Annotated in this window: 27 protein-coding genes, 1 tRNA gene, 1 other RNA gene and 1 pseudogene; 14 read left to right on the top strand and 16 right to left on the bottom strand. The window is 63.1% G+C overall.

The annotated features are described in order from the left end of the window. Window positions 1-13: 13 nt before the first annotated feature. The 12 genes from ACNAOH_RS04395 to ACNAOH_RS04450 all read right to left on the bottom strand — a co-directional run bounded on the left by ACNAOH_RS04395 (window position 14) and on the right by ACNAOH_RS04450 (window position 10,154). Entirely contained in the window at window positions 14-532 is a 519-nt protein-coding gene (locus ACNAOH_RS04395) for a hypothetical protein (protein WP_443971550.1), read from the bottom strand. Window positions 533-555: 23 nt separating this feature from the next. Then, window positions 556-945 (bottom strand): phosphoribosyl-AMP cyclohydrolase, encoded by a 390-nt coding sequence (hisI, locus tag ACNAOH_RS04400; RefSeq protein WP_443971551.1) that lies wholly within the window; start codon window positions 943-945, stop codon window positions 556-558. Between the two features lie 65 nt (window positions 946-1,010). Then, window positions 1,011-2,063 carry a Leu/Phe/Val dehydrogenase gene (locus ACNAOH_RS04405; RefSeq protein ID WP_443971552.1) on the bottom strand — a complete coding sequence of 351 codons (1,053 nt, stop codon included), beginning with the start codon at window positions 2,061-2,063 and terminating at the stop codon, window positions 1,011-1,013. A gap of 71 nt (window positions 2,064-2,134) precedes the next feature. Continuing rightward, a tRNA-His gene (locus ACNAOH_RS04410) sits at window positions 2,135-2,211 on the bottom strand. A 199-nt stretch (window positions 2,212-2,410) separates the two neighbouring features. Further along, on the bottom strand, window positions 2,411-2,683 hold the full coding sequence (locus tag ACNAOH_RS04415) for an HU family DNA-binding protein (RefSeq protein WP_443971553.1): 273 nt from the start codon (window positions 2,681-2,683) through the stop codon (window positions 2,411-2,413). Window positions 2,684-2,956: 273 nt separating this feature from the next. Further along, complete coding sequence (gene lon, locus ACNAOH_RS04420) at window positions 2,957-5,353, bottom strand: endopeptidase La (RefSeq protein ID WP_443971554.1); 2,397 nt, start codon at window positions 5,351-5,353, stop codon at window positions 2,957-2,959. 117 nt (window positions 5,354-5,470) lie between these two features. Beyond that, window positions 5,471-5,794, bottom strand: a complete 324-nt coding sequence (locus tag ACNAOH_RS04425; protein WP_443971555.1) for a YbaB/EbfC family nucleoid-associated protein — start codon at window positions 5,792-5,794, stop codon at window positions 5,471-5,473. Then, complete coding sequence (locus ACNAOH_RS04430; RefSeq protein WP_443971556.1) at window positions 5,791-7,473, bottom strand: DNA polymerase III subunit gamma/tau; 1,683 nt, start codon at window positions 7,471-7,473, stop codon at window positions 5,791-5,793. Before ACNAOH_RS04430 ends, ACNAOH_RS04425 begins: the two co-directional genes overlap by 4 nt. A gap of 53 nt (window positions 7,474-7,526) precedes the next feature. Continuing rightward, window positions 7,527-7,624, bottom strand: an RNA gene (gene ffs / locus ACNAOH_RS04435) — signal recognition particle sRNA small type. 45 nt (window positions 7,625-7,669) lie between these two features. After that, a complete protein-coding gene (locus tag ACNAOH_RS04440; protein ID WP_443971557.1) occupies window positions 7,670-8,005 on the bottom strand; it encodes a 2Fe-2S iron-sulfur cluster-binding protein in 336 nt (111 codons plus the stop codon). Further along, window positions 8,002-9,108 carry a cysteine desulfurase family protein gene (locus ACNAOH_RS04445; RefSeq protein ID WP_443971558.1) on the bottom strand — a complete coding sequence of 369 codons (1,107 nt, stop codon included), beginning with the start codon at window positions 9,106-9,108 and terminating at the stop codon, window positions 8,002-8,004. The genes ACNAOH_RS04440 and ACNAOH_RS04445 overlap by 4 nt, the downstream gene beginning before the upstream one ends. Further along, window positions 9,105-10,154 carry a cysteine desulfurase family protein gene (locus ACNAOH_RS04450; protein WP_443971559.1) on the bottom strand — a complete coding sequence of 350 codons (1,050 nt, stop codon included), beginning with the start codon at window positions 10,152-10,154 and terminating at the stop codon, window positions 9,105-9,107. Before ACNAOH_RS04450 ends, ACNAOH_RS04445 begins: the two co-directional genes overlap by 4 nt. 151 nt (window positions 10,155-10,305) lie before the next feature. Between ACNAOH_RS04450 and ACNAOH_RS04455 the strand changes: the two genes are divergently transcribed. Both ACNAOH_RS04455 and ACNAOH_RS04460 read left to right on the top strand, forming a co-directional pair. Next, on the top strand, window positions 10,306-10,962 hold the full coding sequence (locus ACNAOH_RS04455) for an alpha/beta hydrolase (protein ID WP_443971560.1): 657 nt from the start codon (window positions 10,306-10,308) through the stop codon (window positions 10,960-10,962). A 14-nt stretch (window positions 10,963-10,976) separates the two neighbouring features. Further along, complete coding sequence (locus ACNAOH_RS04460; protein ID WP_443971561.1) at window positions 10,977-11,276, top strand: putative quinol monooxygenase; 300 nt, start codon at window positions 10,977-10,979, stop codon at window positions 11,274-11,276. Between the two features lie 7 nt (window positions 11,277-11,283). On the opposite strand, the gene ACNAOH_RS04465 is transcribed toward ACNAOH_RS04460, so the two are convergent. Continuing rightward, the gene (locus ACNAOH_RS04465) at window positions 11,284-11,463 is read right to left on the bottom strand and encodes a hypothetical protein (RefSeq protein WP_443971562.1); all 180 of its coding nucleotides are present in this window, start codon (window positions 11,461-11,463) and stop codon (window positions 11,284-11,286) included. 155 nt (window positions 11,464-11,618) lie between these two features. Here ACNAOH_RS04465 and rpiB point away from each other — a divergent pair, with 155 nt between their 5' ends. The 4 genes and pseudogenes from rpiB to ACNAOH_RS04485 all read left to right on the top strand — a co-directional run. Continuing rightward, window positions 11,619-12,056: a ribose 5-phosphate isomerase B gene (gene rpiB, locus ACNAOH_RS04470; protein ID WP_443971563.1), complete on the top strand. Its 438-nt coding sequence runs from the start codon at window positions 11,619-11,621 to the stop codon at window positions 12,054-12,056. 11 nt (window positions 12,057-12,067) lie between these two features. Continuing rightward, window positions 12,068-13,369: a serine hydroxymethyltransferase gene (gene glyA / locus ACNAOH_RS04475; protein ID WP_443971564.1), complete on the top strand. Its 1,302-nt coding sequence runs from the start codon at window positions 12,068-12,070 to the stop codon at window positions 13,367-13,369. 18 nt (window positions 13,370-13,387) lie between these two features. Beyond that, entirely contained in the window at window positions 13,388-13,849 is a 462-nt protein-coding gene (nrdR, locus tag ACNAOH_RS04480) for a transcriptional regulator NrdR (protein ID WP_443971565.1), read from the top strand. An 8-nt stretch (window positions 13,850-13,857) separates the two neighbouring features. Next, a pseudogene (locus ACNAOH_RS04485) lies at window positions 13,858-14,571 on the top strand (RNA methyltransferase); the annotation flags it as partial. Here ACNAOH_RS04485 and ACNAOH_RS04490 read toward each other — a convergent pair. After that, window positions 14,568-14,876 (bottom strand): chorismate mutase, encoded by a 309-nt coding sequence (locus tag ACNAOH_RS04490; RefSeq protein WP_443971566.1) that lies wholly within the window; start codon window positions 14,874-14,876, stop codon window positions 14,568-14,570. The pseudogene ACNAOH_RS04485 and the gene ACNAOH_RS04490 sit on opposite strands and share 4 nt — an antisense overlap. Before the next feature lie 179 nt (window positions 14,877-15,055). On the opposite strand from ACNAOH_RS04490, the gene ACNAOH_RS04495 reads away from it, so the two are divergent. Together ACNAOH_RS04495 and rpsD are read left to right on the top strand one after the other, a co-directional pair. Beyond that, window positions 15,056-16,225, top strand: a complete 1,170-nt coding sequence (locus ACNAOH_RS04495) for an acyltransferase family protein (protein WP_443971567.1) — start codon at window positions 15,056-15,058, stop codon at window positions 16,223-16,225. A gap of 168 nt (window positions 16,226-16,393) precedes the next feature. Then, on the top strand, window positions 16,394-17,008 hold the full coding sequence (gene rpsD, locus ACNAOH_RS04500; RefSeq protein WP_443971568.1) for a 30S ribosomal protein S4: 615 nt from the start codon (window positions 16,394-16,396) through the stop codon (window positions 17,006-17,008). 75 nt (window positions 17,009-17,083) lie between these two features. Here rpsD and ACNAOH_RS04505 read toward each other — a convergent pair whose 3' ends face one another. Then, window positions 17,084-18,019, bottom strand: a complete 936-nt coding sequence (locus ACNAOH_RS04505; RefSeq protein ID WP_443971569.1) for an alpha/beta hydrolase — start codon at window positions 18,017-18,019, stop codon at window positions 17,084-17,086. 293 nt (window positions 18,020-18,312) lie between these two features. On the opposite strand from ACNAOH_RS04505, the gene ACNAOH_RS04510 reads away from it, so the two are divergent. The 6 genes from ACNAOH_RS04510 to ACNAOH_RS04535 all read left to right on the top strand — a co-directional run bounded on the left by ACNAOH_RS04510 (window position 18,313) and on the right by ACNAOH_RS04535 (window position 24,607). Next, window positions 18,313-19,311 (top strand): KpsF/GutQ family sugar-phosphate isomerase, encoded by a 999-nt coding sequence (locus ACNAOH_RS04510; RefSeq protein ID WP_443971570.1) that lies wholly within the window; start codon window positions 18,313-18,315, stop codon window positions 19,309-19,311. 40 nt (window positions 19,312-19,351) lie between these two features. Continuing rightward, window positions 19,352-20,185 (top strand): 3-deoxy-manno-octulosonate cytidylyltransferase, encoded by an 834-nt coding sequence (locus ACNAOH_RS04515; protein ID WP_443971571.1) that lies wholly within the window; start codon window positions 19,352-19,354, stop codon window positions 20,183-20,185. After that, window positions 20,178-21,014, top strand: a complete 837-nt coding sequence (gene kdsA, locus ACNAOH_RS04520; RefSeq protein ID WP_443971572.1) for a 3-deoxy-8-phosphooctulonate synthase — start codon at window positions 20,178-20,180, stop codon at window positions 21,012-21,014. Before ACNAOH_RS04515 ends, kdsA begins: the two co-directional genes overlap by 8 nt. Before the next feature lie 67 nt (window positions 21,015-21,081). Further along, on the top strand, window positions 21,082-21,879 hold the full coding sequence (locus ACNAOH_RS04525) for an alpha/beta hydrolase (RefSeq protein WP_443971573.1): 798 nt from the start codon (window positions 21,082-21,084) through the stop codon (window positions 21,877-21,879). Between the two features lie 272 nt (window positions 21,880-22,151). Beyond that, window positions 22,152-23,351 carry a capsular polysaccharide export protein, LipB/KpsS family gene (locus ACNAOH_RS04530; protein ID WP_443971574.1) on the top strand — a complete coding sequence of 400 codons (1,200 nt, stop codon included), beginning with the start codon at window positions 22,152-22,154 and terminating at the stop codon, window positions 23,349-23,351. Next, complete coding sequence (locus tag ACNAOH_RS04535) at window positions 23,348-24,607, top strand: capsule biosynthesis protein (protein WP_443971575.1); 1,260 nt, start codon at window positions 23,348-23,350, stop codon at window positions 24,605-24,607. The genes ACNAOH_RS04530 and ACNAOH_RS04535 overlap by 4 nt, the downstream gene beginning before the upstream one ends. 5 nt (window positions 24,608-24,612) lie before the next feature. Here ACNAOH_RS04535 and ACNAOH_RS04540 read toward each other — a convergent pair whose 3' ends face one another. Further along, the gene (locus ACNAOH_RS04540) at window positions 24,613-25,797 is read right to left on the bottom strand and encodes a glycosyltransferase family 4 protein (RefSeq protein ID WP_443971576.1); all 1,185 of its coding nucleotides are present in this window, start codon (window positions 25,795-25,797) and stop codon (window positions 24,613-24,615) included. Window positions 25,798-25,806 lie beyond the last annotated feature (9 nt).

A 25,806-nucleotide genomic window follows, 5' to 3' on the forward strand; every position in this document is an offset into this window, starting at 1 on the left:
ATTGACGTTTACGTCAACGGCAAAGAGGTTGGCCGTCTCCACCCTTCAGTGGCTGTTCTCGCCCTTTCTCCTGCCGGACGCGGGGAAAGCTGGCACCGGAGAATGACCCTCGATTGCTGCAAAGCGCGGCGCAGGAGACGTCGACACTGCCGGGCATCACGATCCGGTCTCCCTCATATCCCGCCACGATGACGCAAGATGAGGCCCCGCCCTCGAATGTCAGCAGCAGCTTGTCGCCTGCGAGGCGGGCCTTGCCGCGCCCGAGACAATATTCTTCTCCCCCGAAGCGCGTCTCTGCGCCGAAGGTGAAGCGCTTGCCGCCAGCGCCCTCCGGCACAAGGCACAGGCGATCTCCCCCGCCCTCATAACGACGCTGATAGATGCCAGCAGGATCGACCCGCTCCCGGTCGGGAAGTGCGCCCGTCTCCCGCGCCCGCAAGTCCAGCGCCCGCGCGGTGGGCGTGGCGGCGCTCTCATGGACGGTCTTGCGGTCCTCGCACGAGGCCGAGGCGAGGAGAACGACAACAGCCAAGGCCCGAAGCAACTGCACGACGCTCAGCTCCGCGACTGTTCCTCAACGGAGGAAAGCGTGCCCTCCCCGGTCACTCGACGATAGAAGCAACTGCGCGCGCCGGTATGACAGGCCGGACCACGCGGCGTGCAGATAAGCCACACCGCATCCTGATCGCAATCGACGCGAATGTCCTGAACGAGCAGTTCGTTGCCCGAGGTCTCTCCCTTGCGCCATAGCGCCTGCCGGCTCCGAGACCAGAAATGAGCGACGCGCGTCTTGATCGTCGCCCGGAGCGCGGCCTCGTTCATATGCGCGAGCATCAAGACCTCGCCAGTCGCGCTGTCGGTCACAACGGCGGTGACGAGTCCCTGCGCGTCCCAGCGGGGATCGAGCGTAGCGCCCGTCTCTCGATTATCATTCTGCCCGGCCATGCGGGGCTATAAGCACGTGCAGATGCCGTGCAACAGCCTTTTGTCGGCCGCAGATAGGACGAGGATCAGGCGCGCCCGATCAGTTCGCGCGCCATCACGTCTGCTACATCCCCCGCCGGCGCGCCAGTCGCTTCGCTCTCCGCCCAGATGCGCGTCAGTCGGGTCGGGATGCCGGCGATCCGCTCCATCACTGCGGAGCGGCCGCCCGCGCCCAGATATTCGAGCGCTACGTTGATGATGCCGCCCGCATTGATGACATAATCGGGCGCATAAAGAATGCCGCGCGCGTGCAGGCGTTGCGCATCCTCCGGCGTGGCAAGCTGGTTGTTCGCGCCGCCTGCGACCACAGGCGCGTTCAGTGCAGCGATGCTCGCTTCGTCGAGAACGGCACCAAGCGCATTCGGGCTGACGACGTCAGCCTTCACGGCCAGAATCTCGCTCGCGGGCACATGCGCCGCGCCGAGTTCGGTCGCGAACACGGCTGCCTTCGCATCATCGACATCGGCAAGCGTCAATTGCGCGCCTTCTGCGGCCAGTAACCGGGCAACGCCCCCGCCGACGCTGCCGACGCCCTGAACTGCCACATGAACTCCCCGCACATCCTCCCGACCCAGCGCGCGAGCGACAGCGGCCTTGATACCCAGAAAAACGCCCTGCGCGGTGTAGAGGCCGGGGTCACCGCCGGCAGCGCCACTCACCACCGGCAAACCCGAGACGTGGCGCGTCTCCCTGCCGATGGCGAGCATGTCCGCCTCGCTCATGCCGACATCCTCGGCCGTGACATAGCGTCCGCCCAGCGTCCCGATCGCGCGTCCAAAGGCGGCAAGCATGTCCGGCATCTTGGGCGCACCAGCTTCGGGCGCGAGCATCACGCCCTTGCCGCCACCCATCGGCAGATCGGCCATCGCGTTTTTGTAGCTCATGCCACGCGAGAGACGCAGTGCATCCTTCAGCGCCGCCTCGTCATCGGCATAGTGCCAGTAGCGCACCCCGCCGGCTGCCGGGCCGCGATATGTGGAATGGATCGCGATGATCGCCCGCAAGCCGCTTTGCGCATCGGAAAAGAAGTGGACGTCTTCATGTCCGTCGAAATCGACCATGGACCAGAGAGAAGTCATGCGGCGCCTCAAGATACCAGATGGCGCCCAGCGCGATAACGGCGCAGGTGCGCTCTGCAGAACGGGAATGATGGGGCGACCGACGGGATCCGAACCCGCGACCTCTGGTACCACAAACCAGCGCTCTAACCAACTGAGCTACGGTCGCCATGGGCCGCAACTGCGACCAAGACGCGCGCCATAAAGCGCGGGCGCATGAAGCGTCAAGCCGATTGCGCGACAGAACCTAAAAGAAAAGGGGCGACATAAAGCCGCCCCCTTCGCGCGATTTGATAATGGCGCGATTCCGATGCGGCACGAACCGAACCGGATGCGCCGCCCGCTCAGCCTAAGCTGAGCGTCCGATATTAGTTGACGGCGTCCTTCAGACCCTTGCCCGGCTTGAACTTGGGCTGGGTCGAGGCCTTGATCGTCATCGTCTCGCCGGTGCGCGGATTACGACCGGTGGACGCCTTGCGCTTGGAAACCGAGAAGGTTCCGAAACCAACGAGGCGAACCTCGTCGCCCTTCTTGAGCGCAGCCGTGATCGAGTCGAACACGCCCTCTACCGCCTTGCTCGCATCAGTCTTGCTGAGACCGCTCGTATCGGCGACGGCGCTGATCAGATCCTGCTTGTTCATGCCTTGGGAACCCCCTTCGTCTTTCGCTTAGTGCTGGGAATCGCGCTTTAGAAGTCGCGCATAAAGGCGCGTGTTCCTTGCTCTGTCAAAACAATTTCAACGCCAAGCGTTCTAAACACGACAAACTGACGCTTTTCCTCGCTTTTTGCTCAAATTATAGCCCGGTTAACGCCGGATTTACGCACTTTAGAACCCGCCTTCGCGCGTGCAGATTCTCGCCGCCAAATCAGCAAGATACATGCTGCGTTGCAGCATTTCTCTCACCCGCCGATCTCAATGCCTCAGGCTGGTCTCTCCATCGCCGTTCGCGGCAGGGGTCGGCTGGGCTGCGAGATCGTCATCATCCGACCAGTCAATCGGGGTCAGCGGCGCCACAAGAGCGTGCGCCAGAACCTCGTCCACATGGCTCACGGGGATGATCGTTAGCCCTTCGCGGATGTTGGACGGCAGATCCTCGAGATCCTTTTCGTTCTCCTGGGGGATGAGCACAGTCGTCACACCGCCGCGCAATGCCGCCAGCAGCTTTTCCTTCAAGCCGCCGATCGGCAGCACCCGGCCACGCAGCGTGACTTCGCCCGTCATCGCGACATCCTTGCTGACGGCAATGCCAGTCAGCGTGGAGACGATGGACGTCACCATGCCGATACCGGCTGACGGCCCATCCTTCGGAACGGCGCCTTCAGGCAGATGAGTATGAATGTCCCGCCGCTGGAAGATGCTGGGCTTGATGCCGTAAGCGGGCGCGCGCGCCTTCACATAGGAGAATGCCGCCTGCACGGACTCGTTCATGACGTCACCGAGCTTGCCGGTCGTCTTGATAAGGCCCTTGCCCGGAACAGTCACACTCTCGATGGTCAGCAGTTCGCCGCCCACTTCCGTCCAGGCGAGACCAGTAACGGCACCGATCTGGTGCTCCTCCTCGCCCATGCCGTGCCGGAACTTGCGCACGCCCGCGAATTCACCGAGATTCTCAGGAGTCACAGTGACGCTCTGCGCCTTGCCTTCGAGAATGCGCCGCAGCGCCTTACGGGCAAGACGCGCAATCTCGCGCTCAAGCGTGCGGACGCCTGCCTCACGCGTATAATAGCGGATGAGGTCGCGCAGGGCGGCTTCGCTCACCGCGAACTCCCCCTCTTTAAGGCCATGGGCCTCGATCTGCTTGGCGACCAGATGGCGCTCGGCAATCTCGACCTTCTCGTCCTCGGTATAGCCCTCCAGCCGGATGATCTCCATGCGGTCGAGCAAAGGCTGCGGCAGATTGAGGCTGTTCGCGGTGGTGACGAACATCACGTCCGAAAGATCGACATCAATCTCCAGATAATGATCCTGGAACTTGCTGTTCTGCTCGGGGTCGAGAACCTCCAGCAGCGCGGAGGCCGGATCGCCCCGGAAATCCTGGCCAAGTTTGTCGATCTCGTCGAGCAGGATCAGCGGGTTCATTGCTCCCGCCTTCTTCATGTTGGCGACGATCTTGCCAGGCATCGAGCCGATATAGGTCCGGCGATGACCACGGATCTCCGCCTCGTCGCGCACGCCGCCAAGCGACTGGCGCACGAATTCGCGACCCGTCGCCTTGGCGATCGAGCGGCCGAGCGAGGTCTTGCCCACGCCGGGTGGACCCACGAGGCACAGGATCGGCCCCTTGAGCTTATCCGAGCGCGCCTGCACGGCGAGATACTCGATGATGCGGTCCTTGACCTTGTCGAGCGCGAAATGGTCGGCGTCCAGCACTTCCTGTGCCTGCACCAGATCCTTCTTGAGCTTGCTCTTCTTGCCCCAGGGCAGGCCAAGCAGCGTATCGAGATAGTTGCGCACTACCGTCGCTTCAGCGGACATGGGCTGCATGGACTTCAGCTTCCTCAGCTCCGCCGTCGCCTTGGTGCGGGCTTCCTTGCTGAGCTTGAGCTTCGCAATCTTGTCGGTCAGTTCGGCGAGTTCATCATTCTCCTCGCCCTCGCCGCCACCCAGCTCGCGCTGGATCGCCTTCAACTGCTCGTTGAGATAATATTCGCGCTGGGTCTTCTCCATCTGCCGCTTTACGCGGCCACGGATCTTCTTCTCGACCTGCAGCACGCCCAGCTCGCCTTCCATGAAGGCGAAGACCATCTCAAGACGCTTGAGCGGGTTGGCTTCGACCAGCAGCGCCTGCTTGTCCGCCACCTTGACCGCGATGTTGGAGGCAACGAAATCCGAGAGGCGCCCGGCCTCCGCGATCTCGCGCAGCTGAACCGGCGCCTCGGCCGGCAGCTTCTTGTTGAGCTTGGCGTAGTTCTCGAACTGATCGGCGACCGAGCGCATCATCGCCTCGACCTCGGCGCCGCCGGCGTCGACATCTTCCTGCGGACGAACGGCGGCCACGAGGTGCCCCTCGGCCTCTTCGACGCTCACCAGCGTGCCGCGCTTCTTGCCTTCGACCAGCACGCGGACGGTGCCGTCCGGCAGTTTGAGCATCTGCACGATCGTGGCGATGACGCCCATGTCATAGAGCGCGTCGCGATCCGGATCGTCCTCTGACGGATCAAGCTGCGCAACGAGGAAGATGTCGTTGTCGCCCTCCATCGCCTTTTCAAGCGCGCTGACGCTCTTGTCCCGACCCACGAAGAGCGGAACGATCATCTGCGGGAAAACGACGATATCACGCAGCGGCAGAAGGGGCAGATTCAGATCCATCGAAACTCCAAGGGGCCAGAGGCCGAATAGTCACGCCGCTAATATCGGCAGCATCGCCAACAATTCAATGCGGCGACGCAGCGCCGTCCTAACGCCGCTCAGTAGAGCAAGAACCGATCAGAACGGCAGCTTGAAACCGGGCGGGAGCGGCAGACCGCTTGCCATCTTGCTCATTTCCTTCGCGCTCGCCTCGTCGGCCTTCGCCCGCGCATCGTTGAACGCAGCGACGACCAGATCCTCAAGAACCGCCTTATCGGCAGGAACCATGAGGGAATCGTCAATGGCGAGAGACTTTATCCGACCCTTTGCAGTGGCGACGATCTTCACCAGTCCTCCACCGGACACGCCGGACACCTCGACATGATCGAGATCGGCCTGAGCCTTTTCGAGCTGCTCCTGAACCCGGCTCGCCATGCCGAGAATCTCGTTGATGTCCTTCATGCCTTATAACTCCACACGTCATCAGTACCGGGCCTGAGCAGCCTCGCATCGGGAAAGGCAGCGATAGCTACCTGCACGATCGGCTGCGAAACCATGTTTTCCGCGGCCTCCCTGTCCGCAGCGACCGCCTGGTCGGCGATGGAAGGCGCGCTCGGGCCATCCTTGAGCTGAACTGCCCAGCGAATGTCGGAAATGCGCTTCAGCACGCCCACGAGCTGCGAAAGGAAAGTTGCATCCAGCGGCTGCAAAGGCTTGAGATCGAGATGCGGCGGATCATAGCGGACAAGGCCCACATAGAGCCGCAAATCGCTGCCGGTTTTCGCATCCACGCGGGAAACCTGATCGACAAGCGCCGCGAAATCCGCTGGTGCATCCGGCGCGCTGACTTGCGGCGCTGTCGTGACTTGCGGTGCTGCCGCGCTGCCTGACGACGATGCCGGGCTCTCAATGGGCCCCGGCGCAGGCGACGAGGCAGGAGGCGCGGACGTCGGCAGGCCACCGCCCTGCCCTAGCAGCCGCGCAAGCTCGGCAGGGTCGGGCAGGCTGGCCGCATGGACGAGCCGCAACAGCGCCATCTGGCAGGCGAGCGCGGGCCGCGCCGCTTTCGCGACTTCCTCATGCCCCTTGAGCAGGAGCTGCCAGAGCCGATGGAGAACGGGGAAGGAAAGTTCGCCGGCCCAGCGATCGACCGCAGCTCGCTCGGCTTCCGGCTGCGCGGCGTTACCGCTCTTGCGCGATGCCTTGGCAAGCGTGACGGCGTGAATGAGCTCAAGAAGGCCGTTGATTGTCGCCGCCGGCTCGACGCCCAGCGCATCCTGCTCGGCGAGAGAGTCCAGCACAGCCGGGGCATCCCCAGTCAAAACATGGCCAAGCAAGGCGCGAACGGCGCCCTTGTCCGCAAGGCCCAGCATCCCGCGCACCTGATCAGCAGTAACGTGCGGCATTCCGCCCGCTCCGTCCGCCTCCGCATGAGCAATTGCCTGATCGAGAATGGACAGGCCGTCACGCGCCGAGCCTTCCGCAGCGCCTGCGATCATGGCCAGCGCGTCCCCGTCAGCCGTGACGCCTTCTTTCAGCGCGATGTCGGTGAAGAGGCTGTGGAGGGTCTCGGCGGAGATTCTGCGCAAATCGAAGCGCTGGCAGCGCGAGAGCACCGTGACCGGCACCTTGTTGACCTCAGTGGTCGCGAAGATGAACTTCACATGGGCGGGCGGCTCCTCCAGCGTCTTGAGGAGGCCGTTCCAGGCCTGCCGCGAGAGCATGTGCGCCTCGTCGATAATGTACATCTTGAAGCGGGCGGAGACAGCGGCGTAGCGGCACGCCTCGGTGATCTCGCGCACATCGTCGATGCCAGTGTGGCTCGCCGCGTCCATCTCGATGATGTCGATATGGCGGCCTTCCGCGATTACCCGACATGGTTCGCAAACACCGCATGGGTCGATCGTCGGGCCGCCCTGCCCGTCCGGCCCCACGCAGTTCAGCGCCTTGGCGAGCAACCGCGCAGTGCTTGTCTTGCCGACACCGCGCACCCCGGTCATGATGAAGGCATGGGCAATGCGATCACGGCGGATCGCGTTGGCGAGCGTCTGCACCATCGCTTCCTGCCCCAGCAACTCACTGAAGGTCTGAGGGCGGTAAGCGCGCGCAAGAACGCGATAGGCTGGCGGTGAATCGGTCATGAAGCGACGAGCTTAGCCCTTCACGGATCGCTTGTCGAAGCGTCGAGGGAGAGAAGGGTGGAAGCCGGAACGACCCGCAGCGAATTCGTTGTGGCTGCTTCCGTCAGGATCTGACCAGGTTGGCGAAGACTACGTCCGCCCGACTTCCGGGGCGGCATATGGCGGGAGGCCTCCGAAAATGCAAGCGGAGGTGACGCTACAACCCCTGCATGTTGCGACTTTCGCCCGGAATGCGCACCTTCAGTCCGTCCAGTTCTGCCGTGAGGGTGATCTGGCAAGCGAGCCGGCTGGTGCGCGTCGTGGCGGCAGCGAGGTCCAGCATATCCTCCTCGTCCTCGCTGGCGGGTGGAAGGCGAGGGAAATCGGCCGGATCAACGATGACATGGCAGGTCGAACAGGCCATTTGCCCTTCGCATGTGCCTTCCAGCGGCTGGCCGTAGGCCTGCGCGACCTCCAGAAGGCTCTGCCCCTCCTCCGCATCGGCTATGTCGGTACGCGCGCCGTCGGAGCTGAGAAAGGCCACCTTGATCATGCGACGATACGTTGTCCTTCTGCTGCTGCGACGATCGCTCTCGCCGCCTGTTCCAGTTCCTCGATGGTCGTATAGCGACCAAAACCAATACGCAGCGTGCTTTTTGCCTCTGCGTCCGTCAAGCCTATCGCGCGCAGCACATGACTGGGGCGACCGGACCCGCTGGCACAGGCCGAGCCGACCGAGATCGCCACATCCCGCACATCCGAAATGAGCCGCGCCGCATCCAGACCATCCCGCCGGATCGAGAGATTGCCGTGATAGCGATGATCGCTCGCGCCGTTCAACGTCCAGCCGGGGAACAGAGCCAGCGCCCGCTCCCACAGGGCGCGAACATGGATGAGATCGGCGTCTCCCCGGCCTTTGGCCAGCTCCGCCGCCACACCAAAGCCCGCGCAAAGCATGGGAGAGAGCGTACCGGGTCGCAACCCCTGCTCCTGCCCTCCGCCGTGCAGCACGGGCGCGATCTCGAAGCCGTCGCGTAGCCAGAGCGCGCCGACACCCTTGGGTCCGTGGATCTTGTGTGCGCTCAGCGCCACCATGTCGGCGGGGGGGAGCATCAGCCGGCCGAAGCTCTGGGCCGCGTCGCAAAGCACCGGGACACCCGCGTCCAGCGCAATCTCCGACAAGGCGGCAAACGGCTGGATGACGCCAATCTCATTATTGACGTGCATGACGACGAGCAAAGCGACACGCGCGTCGATCGCCGCCGACGCAATGTCCAGATCCACCAGACCATTGGCATCGACCGGGAGAACAACGGGTTCAAATCCCTCATGTCGGAGCGACAAGACGGTATCGAGCACTGCGGCATGCTCGGTGGCGATCGTAACGATGCGCCGCCTCGAAGGCGGAGCAGCGCGCGCCGCGCCGACGATAGCGAGATTAAGCGCTTCCGTCGCGCCACTGGTGAAGACGATGCGTCCGCTCTGAATGCCGAGTGTGCCGTGCACGCGTTCACGCACCAACTCCACATCGCTCGCCGCTTGCCGGCCATAGCGATGCGCGCTGTTCGGATTGCCGAAGCGGTCCATGGCATCAACCATTGCCGCCGCGACTTCCGGCGCGAGCGGTGTCGTCGCCTGATAGTCCAGATATGTCATATTTTTTGCGTTCCCGTGGCCATGGCCTGCCATGCCCGCAGAAATGCGTCAATCTCTCGCTGACCCGTGCTGTGCCCCAGACTGACACGAATGACTTCATTCGCCGCCCCATCGCCCCAACCCATCGCAATCGGGATAGATCCAAGCCGAAGCGAACCGGACGAACAGGCGGACCCTGCCGACACGGCAATGCCTGCCAGATCGAACCGAACGAGTTGAGTGCGCGCATCCAGACCGGGCATGCGGTAGCTCGAAATAGTGGGAAGGCGCGGACTCTGCGCACCCACGATCTCGCCGCCTGCGGCAACGATGGCGGCATCGAGACCGGCGCGCAGTCGCGCGACATCTTCCAGCCATGCGCGGTCCGCCCCGAGAGCAGCCGCAAAGCCCAGCGCGGCGGGCAGGTTTTCCGTGCCAGCGCGATAGCCCTGCTCCTGCCCGCCTCGCGCCTGTAGCAAGGCAAGATCGCGCACCAGAAGAGCGCCGATGCCGATGGGGCCACCCAGCTTATGGGCGGAAAGGACAATCATGTCGGCGCTTAGCGGCAGATCGAGCTTGCCCGCGCTCTGGCTGCAATCACACAGCAGATAAGCGCCAGCCGCGTGAACGCGTTCGGCAATGGCGGCGATCGGCTGGATGATCCCGGTTTCGCTGTTCACATGCTGGATCGCGACAAGTGCTCCGACGGGAATGTCTTCGGGGAGCATCGCAATGCCGTCCGTGCCGACGGGAATGCGGCGTTCAGCCGGAACATGGCGCAGCACAGCGTCGTGCTCGACCGCACTGGCCAATACCGGGGTGCCCTTGCCATGGATCGCAAGGGTCAGGGCCTCGGTCGCACCGGATGTAAAGATGACCGATCCGTCCCAGCCAAGGGGCTGCGCAATGCGGCTGCGCGCGTCCTCCAGCAGAGCGCGCGCGCGCCGGCCGGCGGCGTGGGGCGAGGAGGGATTGGCCCACAGCTCCATGCCCTCAAGCATCGCGACGCGCGCCTCCGGGAGGATGGGCGTGGTCGCCGCATGATCGAGATAGATGCGTCCGGTCAAAGTCCTGCGTCCATTGGGATAGCCGGCCCGCGCGTCCGGCGATCAAGTTCGTTGCGCTTCGCGCCCTCTGACCTATATATCCCGCCAACCCGACATCGCCAGCCTCGCCACCCGTTCGAGGTCCGGCCCCGCGCAGAAAAACAAAGGTGCCATGCCAGACGTGATTTTCCCCGGCCCGGAAGGCCGCCTCGAAGGGCGTTTCAGCCCCCCGCCTCGCCCTCGCGCGCCGGTCGCCCTCATCCTGCATCCGCACCCGCATGGCGGGGGCACGATGAACGATCGCATCACGCAGGCGCTCTACAAGACGTTCGTGAAGCGCGGATTTGCGACGCTGCGCTTCAACTTTCGCGGCGTGGGCCGCAGCCAGGGCACGTTCGACAACGGCATCGGTGAACTCTCCGACGCGGCAGCAGCGCTCGACTGGGTGCAGAGCTTCCACCCGGAGGCACAGACGACCTGGATCGCTGGCTTCTCGTTCGGCGCGTGGATCGCCATGCAGCTCCTGATGCGCCGCCCGGAAGTGCGTGGCTTCATCTCGGTGGCGCCGCCAGCCAATATGTACGACTTCTCGTTCCTCGCCCCCTGCCCGTCGTCAGGGATCATCGTGCAGGGCGTGAACGACGAAGTGGTGACCGCCAATAGCGTGCAGAAGCTGGTCGACAAGCTGCGCACCCAGAAGGGCATCACCATTCATCATGACGAGATCCGCAACGCCAATCACTTCTTCGAGCATGAGCTCGACCAGCTGATGATGAGTGTCGACAATTATCTCGACATGCGGCTCGCGCCAGATTCACCCATTCGTTAAGGCTTGCTCCACCGATGCTGATCCTCGCTGGTTCCATCCGCCTGCCCGCCGATCGGCTCGACGACGCGCGCCCCGTAATGGAGCGTATGATCGCCGCGAGCCGTGCGGAACCGGGATGCCTCGGCTACAGCTTTGCGGCGGACCTTCTGGAACCCGGACTGATCCGCATCTTCGAGATGTTTACCGACGAGGAAGCGCTCCGCGCGCATTCGGAGAGCGCCCATATGCAGGAGTGGCGGGATGCCTGGGAGGCGCTGGGCATCGGCGAACGTCAGATCACGCTATACGGAATTTCGCGCGTCGAAGAACGCTGAGGGTCAGTCAGCCTGGCAGGCCGGGGCCGGGCAACGACCAGATTGCTACATTGGCGAACATGACGAGGGCGGCCAACAGCATGAGGCTGCCCTGCTTCCTGTTATGCTGCCGGAAAATGAGCACCAGCCCGCCAGCAGTGAGCGCGAGCCCCGCAAACATCAGGATGGAGAGAATTGTGCCGGCCATGCCGTGTCCGTTAGCGGGCGGCGTGGGTTGGCGCAATGATGAGACAAGAGTCACGGGAAACACGCGCCCGCGCAATCGGTGGTGGCACTTGCCGGCCCTCGCCACTAGATAGCCCCCAGAAACTCGACTCGCCGCACACGGAAACCGACCAACCCATGCGTATTGCCATCGCCTCCGACCATGCCGCAATTGTGCTGAAGGCCGCGCTCGCTGAATGGCTTCGCGGCGAAGGCCATGATGTCGTCGATCTTGGCCCGGAGACCGACGCGCGGGTCGATTATCCCGATTTCGGCTACAAGCTCGCCCGCGCGGTCGCGAATGGCGAAGCCGAGCGCGGCGTCGCGCTCTGCGGATCGGGCATCGGCATCTCCATCGCAGTCAATCGCGTCCCCGAGTGCCGCTGCGCGCTGGTCAGCGAGCCGCTTTCCGCGAGCCTCGCGCGTGAACATAATGACGCGAATGTCGTTGCCATGGGCGCTCGCCTGATCGGCGAGGACATGGCCAAGGCGATCCTCACTGCTTTTCTTTCGACCGAGTTCGGCGGCGGTCGCCATGCCGGCCGCGTCGAAAAACTGTCCCAGCCCGCGCTCTGAAAGGATCTTCGATGAGCACCGACACCCTTTCCCCCGCCATCCGCCAGGCCGGCTTCTTCTCAGAGCATCTGGAAAGCGCCGATCCGGAAATCTTCGCCGCGATCGGCAACGAACTGAAGCGCCAGCAGGACAAGATCGAGCTGATCGCTTCCGAAAATATTGTCTCGCAGGCCGTGCTGGAAGCGACCGGCTCCATCTTCACCAACAAATATGCCGAGGGCTATCCCGGCAAGCGCTATTATGGCGGCTGCGAATATGCCGACGTGGTCGAGACGCTGGCGATTGAGCGCGCGAAGAAGCTCTTTGGTTGTGCCTTCGCCAATGTGCAGCCCAACAGCGGCAGCCAGATGAACCAGGCCGTGTTCCTCGCCCTGCTGCAGCCCGGCGACACGTTTATGGGGCTGGATCTCGCATCAGGCGGACACCTCACGCACGGCTCACCGGTCAACATGTCCGGCAAGTGGTTCAAGCCCGTGCCCTATGGCGTGCGGCAGGACGACGATCTGATCGACATGGACGACGTCGCGCGGATCGCGCGCGAGAACAGTCCCAAGCTCATTATCGCGGGCGGTACGGCCTATTCGCGCGTTTGGGACTTCCAGCGCTTCCGTGAGATCGCGGACGAAGTGGGCGCGCTCCTGCTCGTGGACATGTCGCATTTCTCCGGTCTCGTCGCCGGCGGCGCGCACCCCTCGCCCTTCCCTCACGCCCATGTCGTCACCACGACCACGCACAAGTCGCTGCGTGGCCCGCGTTCGGGCGTCATCCTCACCAATGACGAAGCCATTGCCAAGAAGATCAACATGGCGGTTTTCCCCGGCATGCAGGGTGGCCCGCTGATGCACGTGATCGCGGCCAAGGCCGTCGCCTTCAAAGAGGCGCTTGAGCCGGAGTTCGCCAACTACGCTCGGCAGATCGTCGCCAATGCCCGTGCGTTGGCCGCCAGCCTTGAAAAGCACGGCGTGCGGATCGTCTCTGGCGGGACGGACAATCACCTGATGCTGGCGGACCTGCGCCCCAAGGGCGTGACCGGCAAGGCCGCCGAGAAGGGCCTCGATCGCGCCTTCATCACTTGTAACAAGAACGCAGTGCCGTTCGACACGGCCAGCCCGTTCGTCACCTCGGGCATCCGGCTTGGTACGCCGGCCGGCACGACCCGCGGTTTCACTGAAGCGGAATTCAGCGAGATCGGTGGGTTGATCGCGCAGGTCGTCGATGGCCTCGCTCGCAATGGCGACGAGGGCGACGGTCAGGTCGAGCAGCATGTGCGGGACAAGGTGGCGGCGCTGACCGCTCGCTTCCCGATCTACTGACCTCGAAAGGCACAGCCCATGCGCTGCCCCTATTGCGGCCATGAAGACAGCCAGGTGAAGGATTCGCGGCCGACCGAGGACGGGGCCGCGATCCGACGCCGCAGGCAGTGCGAGGGCTGCGCCGCCCGCTTCACCACCTTCGAGCGGATCCAGCTGCGCGAAATCATGGTGCTGAAATCGGAGGGGTCGAGCGAGCCGTTCGACCGGGACAAGCTCGCCCGGTCCATCCAGCTCGCGTGCCGCAAGCGGGCGATCGAGCCCGTCAAGATCGAGCGTCTGGTCTCGGGCATTCAGCGCCAGCTTGAGACCAGCGGTGAAAGCGAAGTGCCCACCACGCGCATCGGCGCGCTGGCCATGGAAGGGCTGAAGGGCCTCGACAGCGTGGCCTATATCCGCTTCGCCAGCGTCTATAAGGACTTCACCGAAGCGCGCGATTTCGAGGATTTCGCCGGGTCTATCCGCGAGGTCGGCGGGGAGTGACGAGCAAGGCACCCCCACCCGCGATTGTCCTTGTCCGTCCCCAGCTCGGTGAGAATATCGGCAAGGCCGCGCGCGCGATGCTCAACTTCGGGCTGAGCGAACTGCGTCTCGTCGCCCCGCGCGACGGCTGGCCCAATCCGGACGCCGGCCCGTCTGCCGCTGGCGCCGACATCGTGCTTGAGAGCGCGCAAGTCTTCGACACGCTGGCCGACGCGGTCTCCGATTGTGCCCATGTCTATGCGACCACAGTCCGCAAGCGCGGAGTCACAAAGCCTGTGGTTCGACCGGACGAGGCCGCTCGGGCCATCCACGCCGAGCCGGGCAAATCGGCCATTGTCTTCGGCCCGGAGCGATCAGGGCTGGAGACCGACGAAGTGGCCCTCGCCCGCACGATCCTCACCGTGCCGGTCAATCCCGATTTCGGATCGCTCAATCTGGCGCAGGCGGTGATCCTGGCAGCCTATGAGTGGTCAAAGCAGGCCGATCTGGTGCAGCCAACGATCACGGAGATTCTCTCCCCCGCCCCCCAGGAGGAGCTGGAGGGTATGATCGGCCAGCTGGAGGTGCTGCTCGAAAACGCGGGCTATTTTTATCCGCCCGACCGGACCGGCGCGACCAAGCGGACGCTACGCACGCTCCTCACCAAGCCCGGCTGGAATCATCTGGAAGTCCGCACGCTGCGTGGTGTGCTCTCCACGCTGGGCAATCCCCGGCCGCGCTAGTCTCTTTTTTGCTCGAAATGCTCGAGCTCATAGGCGATCGAGCCTTCCACCAGAGTCTCCCAAAGATCGGCCACCAGAGCATCGGGAATGCCGAACCGCTTCGCTTCCTCGCGCGCCTGCGCGATGACCTGCGCCTTGCGTCCTTCGTCCCGCACCTGCCCGCGCTCGGGTTTGATCCGCGCGGCGGCACGCATATAGCCGAAGCGCTGGCCCAGCAGCGCGATCAGCTCGCGGTCCACGGCATCGACCCCGAGACGAACGTCGGCCATTGTGGTGCAGTCGTCGGGTTTGCGAATGTCAGTCATTCCCGGCTCCTAGAAAAGCTGGAGCGTGGCGGCAATGCCTGACTTGCCTGCTTCTCCCCCCGACGGGCGCGCATGGCTCGCTTCGTCAACTTTACCGCTCCGACCAACGCACAGGGGCGGACCCATTCGCTTGCGTGACGCTTAGGCTGGGTATCCACCTAGAAGAAGAGCGGCCGCCTTTGATCTCAAATCGTGAACATCATTGGGATGCGCTGCGCGCAACGCTCATGCTGCTTGGTATCCCATATCATGTCGCCATGTCCTACCGGGCCGATGCGGTCTGGATCCTCAATTCCGGCGAGGGCATGCCGGCCATGAACATCCTGGCCGAGCTTATCCATGTCGTGCGCATGCCGGCCTTCTTCCTCATTGCGGGATATTTCGCGATGGTCACGCTTGCGCGACGCTCGGCCGGCACGTGGTTTTCCGCCCGCCTCCTCCGGCTTCTCGTGCCGTTTCTTGCTGCGATGCTGACCCTGAATCCGCTACTCAACATCTTCTGTGAGCTTACCAACTTCAGGCTTGGTGAAGCGCTGGTCTCGCTTGAGCGCAACAGCGTGGCCTCGGCAGGCTATGTGCTGCGCCACCTGTGGTTCATCATCGTGCTGCTCTATTGTCTTGGCGGGGCAGCGCTGCTTTCACGCATCATGCCCAGGCGCCTCCACGCTCCCGTTCGGCCCGATCTCGATGAAAAGCTCGCTGCCCGAATAGCGCTCACTTGCCTCGGCGCGGGTATTGCAATGGGGATATGGGAAGCACTGGCGGTCGAAGCCTTTTACGAGGCCGGTCTGGCCACGCGGGTGCCGCAGGAGATGCTTCGCCTCGACCAGCTCATCGAGTTCGCGCCCTGGTTCGCGGCTGGCGGACTGATTGCCCGCGCGCGGGCCTGCCGTGAGGCGCTTCACCGCTTCTCGCCTGCCTTGTTTGTCATTACGGCCGTGGTGCTCACGCTCCATATCCGGTTCGGTGAGGAGCTTCATCCTGCCGCTGATCGCTTCATTGCCACGGTCGCCGCTATGGGTATGGCTCAGACGCTCCTCGCTCTTTTCAAGAGTTTCGCCAGCCGGCCGAGCCCGATAGTTCGGGAACTGGTGAGCGGCGCCTTCGTCATCTATCTGGTGCATTTGCCGATCATCGCGGGCCTCGTCCTTCTCGGCAAATCCCTGGCCCTTCCCCTGCCGCTCAAGGCGATGCTGGTCATGGCTGGCACGGTCGCCTTGTCATGGGCTCTCTGGCGGATCATCGCGCAGCGACCCGCCCTGCGCTTCCTCTATGATGGTACTCTTGCTCCTTCCATGCCCGCGCCTCCGCCTCAGTGTCCGCGTGGCATGAAAACCCGCAACGCTTGACTTTTCCGGGCTCTCTGGTCATAGGCCCGCCTTCGCAATTGGCCCCGCACCCCGGTGAAGCGGCGGCCCTGCCCATCGTCCATGATGCAAGCAGGCGAGACCGGGATCGACGCCTGAGATCGACATGACCTCGGGCAGACGTTGCAAGCGATTGAAGGAACAGGATAAATGACGAAGCGCACCAGCGCCAAGTATAAGCTCGACCGTCGTATGGGCGAGAACATTTGGGGTCGCCCCAAGAGCCCGGTCAACAAGCGCGAATACGGCCCCGGCCAGCACGGCCAGCGCCGCAAGGGCAAGATGTCCGACTTCGGCATCCAGCTCCGCGCCAAGCAGAAGCTCAAGGGCTATTATGGCGACGTGACCGAGAAGCAGTTCAAGAAGAACTACTTCGAAGCCGCACGCATGAAGGGCGACACCGGCCAGAACCTCATTGGTCTCCTCGAGCGTCGCCTCGACGCGGTGGTCTATCGCGCCAAGTTCACGCCGACGATCTTCTCTGCCCGCCAGCTTGTCAGCCACGGTCACATCTATGTGAACGGCGTGAAGTGCAACATCGCCAGCCGTCTGGTGAAGCCGGGCGACGAGGTCACTCTCGGCAAGAAGGCGCAGGAAATGGCGCTCGTCATGGAGGCGCAGAGCCTCGCCGAGCGAGACATCCCCGACTATATCGCACCCGACGGCGCCGCGAAGATCACCTATGTCCGCGTGCCCACGCTGGACGAGGTGCCCTATCCGGTGAAGATGGAGCCGAATCTGGTCGTCGAGTTCTACTCGCGCTGATCCTTCGGCTCCGGCCGTTACGACTTATCAGGAAGGGCGGTCCGGCAACGGGCCGCCCTTTCCTTTTGCCCTGCGTTACTTCTTGCGCTGCAGAAAGCCGTTGGTCTCCAGCCAGAACATGAACGCGTCGAACCAGCCGGTGCTGGTCGTGCCCTTCTTGCCGAGACCGAAGCCGTGGCCGCCCTTCTGATAGAGGTGGAACTCGACCGGACGGTTTGCCTGCTGCCAGGAATCGATGAGCCCAAAGCCTTTCTTGGCGAACAACGGATCATCCGAGGCGAGAACCGCAAACATCGGCGGCGCATCAGCGGGAACCGTGACCGCGCCGAAGGAGCCATAGATCGGCCCGATAAAAGCGGGCTTCGTGTCCGGCGCCGTCAATGCTGTCGCCATCGTCGTGCCTGCCCCAGCCGAAAAGCCGATCATGCCAACCCGCTCGGGATCGACATGCCATTCCGCCGCACGCTTGCGGATGAGCGCGAACGCCGCCCGTGCATCCGCCACATGATTGGCGACCGGGGCATTAGCCGCAGGAGCCGGCCCGCCGCTGGGGCTGGGAGACGAGCGGGCTGCTCCGGCGAACATCGCATCCATAGCCTGCCTGAACGCCACCGGATCGCCGGGGGTGGGCCGCGTGCGATATTTGAGCACGAAGGCAGCGATGCCGTTGTCGGCCAGCGCTTTGGCTACGCGCCAGCCCTCGGCTTCCATCGAAAGGAAAAGGAATCCGCCGCCGGGCGCCACGATCACGGCAGCACCATTGGCCTTGGCGGGGTCCGGCAGGAACGGCGTGAGGGTCGGCACAGTCACGTTGCGCGTGAACGCCGTGCCATATTGGCGAAACCAGCTCTCCGGCGCAGTCGAACCGTCCACGCCATTGGTGCCGAGCGGGATTGCATTGGGTTCGGCCGGCGCGGCAATCGGCGCGATGCTATCATCCACCTGAGCCGCGACGGGCGAACTCACCACCGCGAGCAGCGCTGCAGCAATGAACGCCGTTCTGATCGTCATTTCTCTCTCCACAAGATTTACCCCGCCACTCTCGTGCATCACGTTGCGACCCGGCTCAAGGCCTAGGCGGTGTGGACGAAATTCAGCAATAGTGTGGAATGAGGATTGCGGCGCTCCGCAATGAAGCGACATTTTTCACACGCTTCGATGACATAGATGTGGCAAGCCGCACAGAGCCAAGTCAAGGCGTTGCGATAGCGCGATGGAATGAGTCCTTACATAAATGTGGCTTGCGTCCCCCAACATACCTCCCTACCCGTCCCGCACCCACAACGATAGAGCGGCTGTCATCTATGGCGACTGTGAACCGCAGTGCAGCGCGGGATAATCTAGGTGACCGGGCACTTGTGCTCGAAATCGGACGTGATGTTATAGATCAGGAAGCCCGAGCGCTTCACAGCCTTCATCATGCGCTGGACGACAATTTTGTTGATGCCGTGCGCCTTGTTCTCGGCACACGCGAGCGCGTCATCGTGACGGGCGTGGGTAAATCGGGTCATATCGGCCGAAAAGTCGCCGCGACCCTTGCGTCGACGGGAACGCCAGCATTCTTTCTCCACGCCGCCGAAGCCTCGCATGGCGATCTGGGCATGCTGGGCCCGCAGGACACCCTCATCGTTCTTTCCAATTCCGGCTTTACGCGCGAGATACGCCCGCTTCTCGCCTATGCCCGCCGCCTTGGCGCTCCGATCATCGGCATCGTTTCCGAAAGAAACTCGCCGCTTGGACGCCAAGCGGATGTGTTGTTGCAATTGCCGCGAGCAAAGGAAGCCTGCCCCGCACGCATCGCGCCCACAACCTCAACCACGATGATGCTCGCGCTGAGCGATGCACTCGCACTCGCCGTCATGCGCGAGCGGGGCATTGCTCGCGACGATCTGGCCAGACTGCATCCCGGTGGCGAAATCGGCTACCGGCTGTCGCCTGTTGACGACATCATCGATGGCAATGCGCCGTTGCCGCTGGTACGCCTCGATGCGCCGCTGCGGGATGTTGTGCTGGAAATGACCTCTGTCGGCAAAGGTGTCGCCGGGGTCGTGGATCAGGACGGGTGCCTTGCAGGCGTCATCACCGATGGCGACTTGCGGCGCAGCATCGATCAGGTGCTGATCGCGAAAGCAGCAGATGTCATGACCCGCACTCCCATCACCGTGCCGAGCGGCACGAACATCGAGGATGTTCGCGCGCTGATGGTGGACTCGAAAATCACTGTCATCTTCGTCACCGATCGCGATAATGATCGCCGTCCGATCGGGGTGGTGCATATCCACGATCTGGCAGCAATGTCCTGAAAATCTTACGGCACCGGCGACAGCCGGAGCGGATGACTCAATGATAAGATCAGAATCGACTGGCAGCGCTGCGATCATCATTCCGGCGCGCTATGCGTCCGTGCGCTTTCCCGCAAAGCCGCTGCATCTCATTCGCGGTGCCGATGGCCAACAAAAGCCGCTCATTCAGCATAGCTTCGAGGCCGCTTTACGGGTTTCGACCGCGGACAACGTTTACGTTGCAACGGATGATGAGCGCATCGCCAACGTGGTGCGGGAGTTTGGTGGCAAGGTGATCATGACGCCCAACAGCTGCGCCAATGGCACGGAGCGGATTGCCGCTTGTCTGGATGCTGTGCCGAACGCCGATCTCCTTGTGAATTTTCAGGGCGACGCGCTGCTGACTCCGCCCCATGCAGTCGCGGCGATGGTCTCCTGGATGCAGGATCATGGCGATGCCGACGCCGCGACTGTCGCGGTGCCTTGCTCTCCGGAAACCTACCGCCATCTGGTCGAGGACGCCGCCGCTGGCCGCGTAGGCGGCACCACCGTCGTCACGGATGATGCAGGTCGTGCGCTCTATTTTTCGAAGCGGATTTTACCTTATCTCGCGCCCGACGCGATGCCCAGCGCAGAGCGCCCCGTGCTGCTCCATCTCGGCCTTTACGCCTATCGTCGAACAGCGCTGGAAGCCTATGTAGCCAGCGGCCCCTGCGATCTCGAACAGATCGAGGGGTTGGAGCAGCTGCGTTTCCTCGTTCGCGGGGTGCCCATGCATGTGGTTAAAGTGGCCCCGCCGAACTGGGACATGGTCGAGGTCAACAATCCCGAGGATGTTCCGATCGTCGAGGCAATCCTGACCCGGCGCGCGCAGGAAGAACAGATTAATGACTGAACTGCTTGGCCGCCCCGTTGGTCTGGACCAGCGTCTTTTCTTCATTGCCGGCCCCTGCGTGATCGAAGGGCGAGACTTCTCGCTGCGCGTGGCCGAAAGGCTTGCTGGCTTTGCCGAGCGCCTCGGCGTGCTCATCATCTACAAGAGCAGCTTCGACAAGGCCAACCGGAGTTCATCGACGTCTTTTCGCGGCGTCGGGATGGACGAAGGACTGCGCATATTGGACGAGGTGCGTCGGGAGACGGGCCTTCCCGTGCTGACTGACGTGCACACGCCTGAGCAGGCTGCGCCCGCCGCAGAAGTGGTGGATGTGCTCCAGACTCCTGCGCTGCTCGCCCGCCAGACCGATCTGATCGAGGCGGTGGCGCTAACCGGGAAACCGGTGAACATCAAGAAGGGTCAGTTCATGGCCCCGGCCGACATGTCCAACGTGGTGGACAAGGCAAGGCGTGCCTGCGCTTCGAGCAATGGTCCTTGCGGCCCGATCCTCCTTACGGAACGAGGTACGAGCTTCGGCTACAATAATCTCGTGGTGGACATGCGCGGCCTCGACATCATGGCAAAGACCGGATGCCCTGTCGTGTTTGACGCCACCCACTCAGTGCAACTGCCGGGAGGCCTTGGCGACCGGTCCGGCGGCCAGCGGGAATATGTGCCCCTGCTCGCTCGCGCAGCGGTCGCCGCAGGCGTTTCCGGCGTGTTCATGGAGACTCATCCCGATCCGGATAATGCTCTTTCCGATGGGCCAAATGCCGTTCCGCTCGACGACATGGAGGCTCTCATGCGCACGCTGGCCGCGCTGCACGAAACCCGCGCGACCAGTGGCTGACCGACGGATTCCACAGTTCAAACCTTTAGCTGGCGCGATAGTCGCGATTATCGCTCCAGCCAGCCTGATGAGTTGCGGCCTTGCCCGGCAGGAACTCTATGCGCCGCGCTCCGGCCCGATCGACATCGCGCAATGGTCTTCAACAGTGCCTCCGCAGGCAATCCGAGTAGCCACGAGCGACCAGATTGCGCTGAGCGGCTATTTCTGGCCGGGAGCACCCGGCGACAAGGACATCTTCGTCTTCTTTCATGGCCGGGGAGCCCATCACGGCGTCGCTGCCAAATATGCACAATATCTGCGCGGCAGAGGCGATGCCGTTCTGGTCGCGTCCTATCGCGGCTTCGGTGGCAATCCCGGCTCCCCCGACCGGGCAGGCATTGAGCGTGACGCGGCCGCTTTCATCCAGACGGCGCACAAACTCGCAGGCGAGGACGCGCGCGTCTGGCTGTTAGGCCATTCGCTTGGCGCTGCAGTGGCGATCGACGCCGCAGCCGGGCGACACGACATTGCTGGGGTCATCACCATCGGCGCGTTCGCGACGCTTTCCGCTGCCGCACCTTGGTACGCCCGCCCTTTCGTCCCGGAGCGATGGAACAACATCGACGAACTCAAGCGCATCCACGCCCCCCTTCTCATCGTGCAGGGAGACAAGGACCGCGTCATACCCGGCGATAGCGGGACGCGGCTCGCCGCAGCAACGCAAGGCCCGGTGGCTTATATTTCCATGACGGGGGAAACCCACAAGCCGCCGATGCAGACGCTCGGGCCATGGCTCAGTGCGGCAATTGCCACCATGAACAAGGGGCAGGCAGAGCCCTTACCCGAACTCCCCGCCAGCTGGACAGTCGTCAGGCAGACGTCATGACAGCACTGACTCTCGCCCGATCCATTCTGGCCGTGCCCCCCTTCCCGCGTGCCAACCCGCACGACATCGTGGTGGCCCGGCCCGGCGCATCTGCTCGTCCGGGAGAAGCGCGCCAAGTGGTCAGCGCGCTTCGGCGTGAACGGGTAGGCGGCGCCTTCTGGAACGCGGACACAGATCCATGGCTCCATCCGCCGATCGGCGATGGCGACGCAGAGGCGCTGCTGCGCCGGATCGCACGCTCGCAGCCGATTGACGGGCCTCTGGAAGCGGCGGTGGATAAGGCGCTGCTCAGCGGCCTCGCCTGGCGTAACCCGTTCACCGGCGAGCCGATCGAATTGGTGGCGCTCATTGCCTTGCTCGGCCACTGGCGACGCCTGATCGAAGAAAATCGAGGGATCGTCGCGGCGTTCGGCTTTGCGCTTTGGAAGCGCGATACGGTGGAGCCGCTGCTTTGGGACGGAGCAAACGGCCCGACGTTCGCTGCCCCGACGCCGAGCCTGCTGGCATCTCTGCCGGCCGGCGCCCGCGTCGCATGCTGGAAGGCGCGAGTGACGCCCGAGGAACTGGCGATAATCGAAGATCGTTTCGCAGTTGTGGAAGTCGAGGACGGTTTTATCCGCTCGGTCGGACTAGGCGCGGACTGCGTTCCGCCGCTTTCTGTCGTCATTGACGACATGGGGGTTCACTATGATCCAACAGTTCCGAACCGTTTGGAAGCGATCATCCAGCAAGGAGACTTCTCGCAGGATCAGTTGGCCCGCGCGGCTGACTTGCGCGCCCTGATCGTGCGGCACGGCATCGGGAAATATGGTGTCGCGGGCGAGCAGTCCGCCACGTCCTCCGATGAGCCTCAATCCGAGCATCCGGAAAATCGTCGCATCGTGCTGGTGATTGGGCAGGTTGAAGATGATCGCTCGGTTCGCTTTGGCAGCCCCGTCGTGCGCTCCAACCTCGCTTTGCTTGAAGCGGCACGAAAACTGGAGCCGGATGCTTATATCATCTATCGCCCGCATCCTGACGTCACCGCCGGGCATCGTATCGGCTCGATCCCCAAAGCCTGGGTTGAAAAACTTGCTGACGAGATAGATCCGACGAGCCCGATCAGCAATCTTCTGAGCAGAGCGGATGCGTTGCATACGATGACATCACTTGCGGGCTTCGAAGCACTGATGCGTGGGAAAGAAGTGGTTTGTCATGGGCAACCCTTCTATTATGGGTGGGGCCTGACACAGGACCTGGCGGGAAAGCCGGCGCGCAGAACTGCCCGCCGGACGATCGATGAACTTGCGGCAGCTGTGCTTCTCATCTATCCGCGATACTTGGACCCCGTGACCAACCTCCCCTGCACTCCCGAAATTCTGGTGATGCGGCTAATGTCTGGCGTCACGCGTCAGAATGATGCACTAGTGCCAATGCGGCGCTTACAAGGTTTATTAAGACGCGCGGTGGCACGCTTGGGCAAGAGCATATGAAATACCAACCGCTTCCGCACCGGCGCTTCCTTTTTCTTCAGGGACCGCCAGGTCCATTTTTCTGGCTGCTGGGTCAGCGGCTGGAGGAGCTTGCCTGCTCGGTTCAAAGGATCAACCTGAATGGTGGCGATCAGGCGGACTGGCCGGGAAAAGCCGTCAATTATCGTGGAAGCCGCAAGCGGTGGACGCTCTTTATTGACCGGTTCCTGCGGGATAACGGTATTACGGACATTCTCCTTTTCGGTGACTGCCGCCCGCTGCACATGGCGGCTCACCACATGGCGCGCCTGCGCCACATCAACGTCCATGTCTTCGAGGAAGGCTATATCCGGCCGGACTGGGTGACTCTTGAGCCATCAGGCGTCAACGGCCATTCCGCTCTCCCCCGCGACCCGAACTGGTTCTTGGAACGGGCGGCAGCGCTACCCCCCGTGCCCGAGCGACCGGCGATCACGGCCAGTTTCCGCCGGCGTGTGCGCGACGCCTATCGCTATTATCATCATGTCGTCGTCAAATCCCCCTTGTTCCCCTTCTACCAGTCGCACCGGCAGGGATCGCTGATCGGCGAAGGACTGGGCTGGTTAAAGAAACTCGCGACGCGCAAGGCGACGCGCTTGCAGGCAGAGCGAGCGCTGCAGCATATTGGCGATCAGCCCTATTTCCTGTTCCCTCTGCAGCTTACCAATGATTACCAGATCCGGGAGCATTCGCCCTTTGCCAGCATGGCCGAGGCCGTCGACTATGTTCTCCACAGCTTCGCGCGGCGCGCTCCATCTGATGTGAATCTGGTCGTTAAAGTACATCCGCTCGACGCGGGCTTCATGAGCTGGCGCCGTTACCTCGCGAAGCGAGCGAACGCGCTGGGAATTGCCGGACGTGTCTTCCATATCGACGGAGGGGATCTTCTCGATCTGACAACGCGGGCACGCGGCATGGTGACCGTGAACAGCACATCCGCGACGCTGGCATTACAGGCCGGTGTGCCCACTATGGCCCTGGGTAAGGCCGTCTACGCGATGGACGGCATTACACATCAGGGCCGGCTCGATGACTTCTGGATGCGGCCTGAGGCGCCGGACCCGGAGGTCTATGAGGCTTTCCGCCGCGTTCTCTATGATCAGTGCCTGATCTACGGAGGACTGGCGAGCCAGACGGCCATCAGCATTCTGGTGGAATCAGCCGTCGAGCGTCTGGTCGGGGACTGGGTCAGCCACTGGCAACCGGCGCCCCCCATATTCGCGGCAGCCGCAGAATAATGAGATCAAGCCGCAGGATGGAGTTCGGCAAGCCAGTCGTCGACACGGGCAAAATGCCCTTTCCATCTGGGAGCCTCATAGCCTGCAATGCGCTTCATCTGCGCTGAGCGGGATGGACTTTCCGCACGGCTATAGTCCTCGATCAGGCGCGACCAGCCCAGCCCATCAATAGGACTGAGATAATCGGGAATGTCGCCGGCCAGCTCACGGAAAACAGCGAGATCGCTGGCGATCACCGGCGTGCCGAGAGCCAGCGCCTCCACAAGCGGCAGACCATAGCCCTCCACGAATGACGGAAAGAGCAGCGCGCTTGCGCCGCGGAGATAGGCCACCAGGGCGGCATCGTCGCAGCGGGACAGCTCGATGACATGCCCGCGGATCGCTTCGCAGCGTTCCAGCATGTCCACTGCTTGCTCGCTCTCCCAACCGCGTTGACCGATGATCATCAGTTGCGGGCAATTCGTGCCAAGCCGACGCGCCATCTCAGCCCAGATATTGAGGATGAGGAGATGGTTTTTTCGCCCCTCGATCGTCCCCAGCATGACGAAATAGGGCCGGCCGGGAAGCGTTGGCGCAGCGCCGCTATCCTGCCCCGCATGCAAGTCATCAACGCCCAGCGGCGCGACGATGCCAGGCGGCATTGTCCTGCCTCTCTTAAGACGGGAAAACCCGTCCAACTCATTCAGTGTGTCGCGGCTATTGGCGATCACACCTACGCCGGAATGGAGCAAAGCCTGAATTCTGGCGCGATGCTTCTCCGCCTCGCCCGGCCGGCAATATTCCGGGTGACTGAGAGGAATGAGATCGTGAACGAAGTAGACGGGGCGCACACCGCTCGACGCGATCCAGTCCATATGCCCCGGCCAGTTGAGGCCCGTATGCCCGACGTTGAGGTAGAGGCGACCTGCTGTCTCTCCCTTGGACCGTCCCGCAAGTGCCCCAAGCCCGAACCGCACAAGTGGACCTCGCGCGCCCGAAGCATCGAGCAAAAGCGAGAACAACTCGCGAGATTGCTTGGGCGAGAGCACGCGCGTCCACCCCTCGCGCTGGACGACTGCAAGCGCCCTGTCGCGATAATGCGCGGCATAAGCGAGACAGGTGCGATCGATACCAGTCGGCAGCCCCCCTCGCCATGCCCGCCAGACGAGACGCGTGACATCCAGAAGGAGATCATGCGGCTCGCCCCGCATTGTGAATTT

Origin of the sequence: Sphingobium sp. CR28 (genome assembly GCF_052327305.1) — a bacterium.
Classification (GTDB): Bacteria; Pseudomonadota; Alphaproteobacteria; order Sphingomonadales; family Sphingomonadaceae; genus Sphingobium.

Coding starts and splice junctions, on each gene's coding strand:
- ACNAOH_RS04440 (WP_443971557.1), bottom strand. CDS start 8,005: ATGATCAAGGTGGCCTTTCTCAGCTCCGACGGCGCGCGTACCGACATA.
- kdsA (WP_443971572.1), top strand. CDS start 20,178: ATGACTGAACTGCTTGGCCGCCCCGTTGGTCTGGACCAGCGTCTTTTC.
- hisI (WP_443971551.1), bottom strand. CDS start 945: ATGGCCGGGCAGAATGATAATCGAGAGACGGGCGCTACGCTCGATCCC.
- ACNAOH_RS04510 (WP_443971570.1), top strand. CDS start 18,313: ATGGCGACTGTGAACCGCAGTGCAGCGCGGGATAATCTAGGTGACCGG.
- ACNAOH_RS04490 (WP_443971566.1), bottom strand. CDS start 14,876: ATGACTGACATTCGCAAACCCGACGACTGCACCACAATGGCCGACGTT.
- ACNAOH_RS04415 (WP_443971553.1), bottom strand. CDS start 2,683: ATGAACAAGCAGGATCTGATCAGCGCCGTCGCCGATACGAGCGGTCTC.
- ACNAOH_RS04505 (WP_443971569.1), bottom strand. CDS start 18,019: ATGACGATCAGAACGGCGTTCATTGCTGCAGCGCTGCTCGCGGTGGTG.
- ACNAOH_RS04535 (WP_443971575.1), top strand. CDS start 23,348: ATGAAATACCAACCGCTTCCGCACCGGCGCTTCCTTTTTCTTCAGGGA.
- glyA (WP_443971564.1), top strand. CDS start 12,068: ATGAGCACCGACACCCTTTCCCCCGCCATCCGCCAGGCCGGCTTCTTC.
- rpsD (WP_443971568.1), top strand. CDS start 16,394: ATGACGAAGCGCACCAGCGCCAAGTATAAGCTCGACCGTCGTATGGGC.
- ACNAOH_RS04425 (WP_443971555.1), bottom strand. CDS start 5,794: ATGAAGGACATCAACGAGATTCTCGGCATGGCGAGCCGGGTTCAGGAG.
- ACNAOH_RS04465 (WP_443971562.1), bottom strand. CDS start 11,463: ATGGCCGGCACAATTCTCTCCATCCTGATGTTTGCGGGGCTCGCGCTC.
- ACNAOH_RS04430 (WP_443971556.1), bottom strand. CDS start 7,473: ATGACCGATTCACCGCCAGCCTATCGCGTTCTTGCGCGCGCTTACCGC.
- ACNAOH_RS04515 (WP_443971571.1), top strand. CDS start 19,352: ATGATAAGATCAGAATCGACTGGCAGCGCTGCGATCATCATTCCGGCG.
- nrdR (WP_443971565.1), top strand. CDS start 13,388: ATGCGCTGCCCCTATTGCGGCCATGAAGACAGCCAGGTGAAGGATTCG.
- rpiB (WP_443971563.1), top strand. CDS start 11,619: ATGCGTATTGCCATCGCCTCCGACCATGCCGCAATTGTGCTGAAGGCC.
- ACNAOH_RS04405 (WP_443971552.1), bottom strand. CDS start 2,063: ATGACTTCTCTCTGGTCCATGGTCGATTTCGACGGACATGAAGACGTC.
- ACNAOH_RS04525 (WP_443971573.1), top strand. CDS start 21,082: ATGAGTTGCGGCCTTGCCCGGCAGGAACTCTATGCGCCGCGCTCCGGC.
- ACNAOH_RS04455 (WP_443971560.1), top strand. CDS start 10,306: ATGCCAGACGTGATTTTCCCCGGCCCGGAAGGCCGCCTCGAAGGGCGT.
- ACNAOH_RS04540 (WP_443971576.1), bottom strand. CDS start 25,797: ATGCGGGGCGAGCCGCATGATCTCCTTCTGGATGTCACGCGTCTCGTC.
- ACNAOH_RS04445 (WP_443971558.1), bottom strand. CDS start 9,108: ATGACATATCTGGACTATCAGGCGACGACACCGCTCGCGCCGGAAGTC.
- ACNAOH_RS04460 (WP_443971561.1), top strand. CDS start 10,977: ATGCTGATCCTCGCTGGTTCCATCCGCCTGCCCGCCGATCGGCTCGAC.
- lon (WP_443971554.1), bottom strand. CDS start 5,353: ATGGATCTGAATCTGCCCCTTCTGCCGCTGCGTGATATCGTCGTTTTC.